General features: G+C 61.4%; 4 protein-coding genes. All 4 read left to right on the top strand.

Going from position 1 to position 4,726, the window contains the following annotated elements; translation table 11 throughout:
• On the top strand, nucleotides 1-251 hold a 251-nt coding region (locus AC2FIO_RS22755; protein WP_496700158.1), incomplete at its 5' end, for a sugar transferase.
• Nucleotides 252-644: 393 nt separating this feature from the next.
• Nucleotides 645-2,684, top strand: coding sequence for a YjbH domain-containing protein (locus AC2FIO_RS22750; RefSeq protein WP_496700156.1), 2,040 nt, complete (start codon nucleotides 645-647; stop codon nucleotides 2,682-2,684).
• Nucleotides 2,681-3,322 carry a YjbF family lipoprotein gene (locus AC2FIO_RS22745; RefSeq protein WP_496700154.1) on the top strand — a complete coding sequence of 214 codons (642 nt, stop codon included), beginning with the start codon at nucleotides 2,681-2,683 and terminating at the stop codon, nucleotides 3,320-3,322. The genes AC2FIO_RS22750 and AC2FIO_RS22745 overlap by 4 nt, the downstream gene beginning before the upstream one ends.
• A partial coding sequence (locus AC2FIO_RS22740) for a polysaccharide biosynthesis/export family protein (protein ID WP_496700153.1) occupies nucleotides 3,312-4,726 on the top strand: 1,415 nt, incomplete at its 3' end. The genes AC2FIO_RS22745 and AC2FIO_RS22740, both read left to right, overlap by 11 nt.

Genomic DNA, 4,726 nt, shown 5'->3' with positions numbered 1-4,726 from the left:
GACCTCGTCCGGATTACATTGAGCATGCGCGTATGTACTTGTTGCAGGTGCCTGGATACCAGGAACGTCACGACGTTCGCCCTGGCATCAGCGGCTTGGCGCAGGTCGAGCTGGGCTATATCGAAGGCACAGATGCGACGCGTCGAAAGGTTCAGGCTGATCTCTACTATATTGCAAATTCCAGCCTGGCGATGGAGATGCGCATTGTGTGGCGGACGCTTGCTGTCATGATGCGCCGCGGCGGCGCCTGACTGGGGGCCGCGCCTCTGATGGATCCCCTTGTGTCCAGCCGTGGCGTTGGCGTGAATGTCGCGATCAGCTTCGGGTTTTGATGTAATTATCAATTCGAATGCTTTGCCTTGAATCGATGCCGCTTACCCTGTTCGAAAGTTGCAAAGATCCTTTGGTCAATTCAACCTATAGTAGATTAAATCATTTCCGGTTTTCATTTAACTGAAGTGCGGAATTGTATTTGCACCGCAAACCCAAAGAAAATAAGTCCACGGGCATATCGAGGCGAGACGTGGATCGACGATAGGGTTAGCCCGTCGTCCCAAAAGCGACATAAAGACGTGAAGATTATTCGAGCGGTGACAGTCAGGCGGAAGCCTCTCTTGGCGTTTATATGCGCTATGGCGACCGGCATGGCGCAGGCACAATCGGTGTCGACCTATGGCACACCCGGACTGATCGAGATCCCCACCGCCGAGATGTTCGATGATGGTGAGCTTGTCTTTACCGCCGCAGGTCTCAGGAACACCGGTCGGGCGACGATGACGTTTCAGATGTTGCCCTGGGTGCATGGCAGCTTCCGCTATGCGGTGATTGACGGGTTTGATAGTTCGGGCGGCACGGACCGCACCCGGTATGACCGCAGCTTTGACGTCCATTTCCGGTTGCGCGAAGAAAGCCGGCACGGCCCGGCCATCGTGATGGGGCTGCGCGATTTTGGTGGCACCGGCATCTATGCCGCGGAATACTTCGTGGCCACCAAGACCATTCAGGACCGGTTCAAGCTGACCGGCGGTATTGGATGGGGCCGCATGGCGGGGCGTGGTGCGTTCTCCAACCCGCTGGGTATTTTCGGCAGCCGGTTCGACACCCGGCCCGCGTCAAACTCGAACGGCCAGGGGGGTGAGCTCGAGTTTGGCAATTGGTTCCGTGGCGACGCGGCGTTGTTTGGCGGCGCCAGCTGGCAATACAATGACCGGCTGACCTTTTTGGCCGAGTATTCGCCCGACCTTTACACGGCGGAATCCGTCAATGACAGTTTCCGGGTCAAATCGCCCTTCAATTTTGGCGCCCAGTACCGGTTCCGGAACGGCTCGCAGCTGACGGCCTCTTATCTCTATGGCACCTCGCTGGGGCTGACCTACAGCTACTTCGTCAATCCGCGCAAAGCGGTGACGCCGGGCGGTCAGGGTGCCGCACCGCCGCCGTTGCGCCCTGAATCGCAGGTCGCTGCGGCAACGGCGAACAGCAGCAAAGGTGATATCCGGGCGCGGATGCAATCCGCCCTGGATCAGGAAGGGCTGCGGCTGGTCTATCTGTCCGACAGCGGCGACACTGTCCGCGTCGGGGTGGAGAACAACCGCTATGGGCAGGCCGCGCAGGCTCTGGGCCGTACCGCCCGCGTGCTGGTCAATACAGAACCGCCCCAAGCCGAACATTTCGACATTGCGCTGATGTCGAACGGCGTGCCGCTGAGTGCGGTGCGCGTCAACCGCGACGACCTCTATGAACTGGAACATGACCCCGACAACGCCTGGCGCAGCTTTGCCCGGGCCGAGATCTCGGACACGTTGCCATTGGTGCAGGGCGGTTTCCTCACCGATGCCTATCCGCATTTTTCCTATCGGTTCGGCCCCTATCTGAACTTCTCCTTCTTTGATCCCGACGACCCGCTGCGATACGAACTGGGGGCCGCGCTGGCGTTGGATTACACCCCGTCGCCGGGCCTGACCTTTTCGACAGGTCTGCGTCAGCCGATCCTAAGTACCCTCGATGACAGCACCCGGCCGTCGAATTCGACCCTGCCGCATGTGCGCTCGGACTGGAACATCTATGCACGCGAATCCAACCTGCGGATCGAGCATATGACCGCCGAGTATATGTGGCGGCCGGGCAAGGACCTTTATGCCCGCACCACGCTGGGCTACCTGGAAACCATGTTTGGCGGGCTTTCCACCGAAGTGCTTTGGTATCCCAACAACAGTCGTCTGGCCCTTGGGGCCGAGGCCAACTATGTGGCGCAGCGCGACTTTGACGTGCTGTTCGGCTTTCAGGATTACAATGTCTTCACCGGGCACGTCTCGGCCTATTACGATCTGCCGGGCGAGTATCATGCGCAGGTCGATGTCGGGCGCTATCTGGCCGGCGACTATGGCGCAACCTTCGCGCTGGATCGCGAGTTCAACAACGGCTTCAAGGTGGGGGCGTTCTTTACCCTGACAAATGTCAGCTCTGAGGAGTTCGGTGAAGGGTCGTTCGACAAGGGTATCCGGCTGGAAATCCCGATCTCGTGGCTGACCGGCCGCCCGTCGCGCAACAAGATCGCCCAGACCATCCGTCCGGTTCTGCGCGATGGCGGCGCACGGCTGAACGTGCGCAACCGGCTGTATGGCGTGACCCGCGAGGCCCGCGCGCAGGATCTGTCGCGCGGCTGGGGAAGGTTCTGGCGATGAAGGTCCCGCGCACCGCCCTGCTGGCCCTGGCTCTGATCTCCTGCGGCGAGGCCCAGGAAGATGTCGACCTGTTCAAGAGCACGCTGTTTCCAAATGCGCCCCGGTTCCATCCGCGCGCCGAGGCCCTTGGCGCGCGCCGCCCGATCCCGCCCCGGCTTGAGGTCGGGTTTCCCAGTCGCGATCTTGCCGGTGTTATGCTGCTTGAGACCCAGCGCGCGGGGGTACAGACCTGGCTGACCGCGGACGGGGCCACCATCACGCTGGAACGCGGCATGCTGACCTCGGCCCTGGGGTTTGGCGACGGCATGTCGGCGTCCGATGTGCACCAAAGCGCGGCGCGGATCCTGGGCGGCGGTCCGGGCCGGGTCGAACGATTCCACAGCTTTCTCAACGCCAACGATGAGATCGAGTTACATGCTTATGAGTGTCAGATCGAAGCCGTGGGATCCGAGACCGTTTTGCTGCGCGGAAACCCTGTCGCAACGGAAAAATGGCAAGAGGAATGCTTCGGGGTGGCGGATCGTTTTACCAACGTTTACTGGGTGCAAAACAGTTCAGGACGCATCGTTCAATCCTCGCAATGGACCGGCAATTTCCTCGGCAACATGTTCATAAAGGTTGTGCCCAATGACAGTTAAGACTTCCAACAGCAGAGGGCATATCGTGCGCCATACTCCACTTCTCCTCAGCGCGCTGGCTGTGACCGTTCTGATTGCCGGGTGTTCCACCATCTATCGCAGCCCGTCGGTCACGGCAGGTGTCTCCGACGCGGGCAAAGTCCGCGTTGTGCCGGTCACGCCAGAGACCGTGCTGGTCGCCAACCGGTCGCCATACGCGCCCAAGACCCTGCCAACGGTGTTCGGGCTGTCGGCAGGATCGGGCTCTGGCACCAGCCTGCGCGGCACCGCCCCCCTGCCCGAGGCGCCCTCGACCCAGGACGGATCGCGCGCCGGGCTGCAACTGGACCCGCCGCCACAGGTCAACCCCGGCCCTTACACCATCGGCATCGGTGACGTGCTGGTGCTGTCGACGCCGTCCACCCAGGGCACCGCCGGAGAGCTGTCGGGCCTGCTGGCCGCGCAGAACAGCCGCAACGGCTATACCGTGCAGGATGACGGCTCGATCAACATCCCCGACGTCGGCCGCGTCCGGCTGGGCGGCCTGACCGTCGATGAGGCCGAGGCCGTACTGTTCCAGCGCCTGGTGGAAAACCAGATCGACCCCACCTTCAGCCTTGAGATTGCCGAGTTCAACTCGCGCCGCGTCTCGGTCGGCGGCGCCGTCGGCAAGCCCGGTATCCAGCCCATCACCCTGACCCAACTGACCCTGGGCGAGGCGCTGTCGGCTGCCGGATCGGTCTCGGTCAGCGATATCGACAATTCCTCGGTACGCATCTACCGCGACGGGCAGATGTATCAGATCCCGCTCGAAGATCTGTACGCACGCACCGCATTGCAGAACCTCAATCTGGTCGCCGATGACTCGGTCTTTGTCGATACCGACTATGATCTGGATCGCGCCGAACGCTACTTTGCCCAGCAGATCGCGCTGCGCGACACCGTGCTTGAGGGTCGGCAGACCGCCCTGCAAGAGCTGAACACCGCAGTCAATCTGCGCCGCGCCGACCTGGACGAGCGCCGCAGCAATTACATTCAATCCATCGAGCTGGATGCGGTTGACCGCGACTATGTCTACCTGTCCGGCGAAGTGCGTACACAGGGCCGCTATGCCCTGCCGTTCAACCACACCGCCACCCTGGCCGACGCCCTGTTCGACACTGGCGGCGGCATCGCCAAGGAAACCGGCGACGCGTCAGAGGTCTACGTCCTGCGCGCGGCGCAAGATGCCCGCGAATTCGGCGCCGTCACCGCCTGGCACCTCGACATCCGAAACGCCGCACAACTCACCCTCGCCGCCCGCTTCCAACTGCGCTCCAACGACATCATCTTCATCGCAGAAAACCCCGTCACAAAATGGGGCAGAACAATCAGCCAAATCACTCCATCACTCATAACAACACCAATCAACGCTGCAGTGAATTA

Source organism: Ruegeria sp. CDSB086 (genome assembly GCF_059611065.1).
Note: the sequence above shows the minus strand (reverse complement) of the source record. Positions and strands in the feature narration are given on the sequence as shown.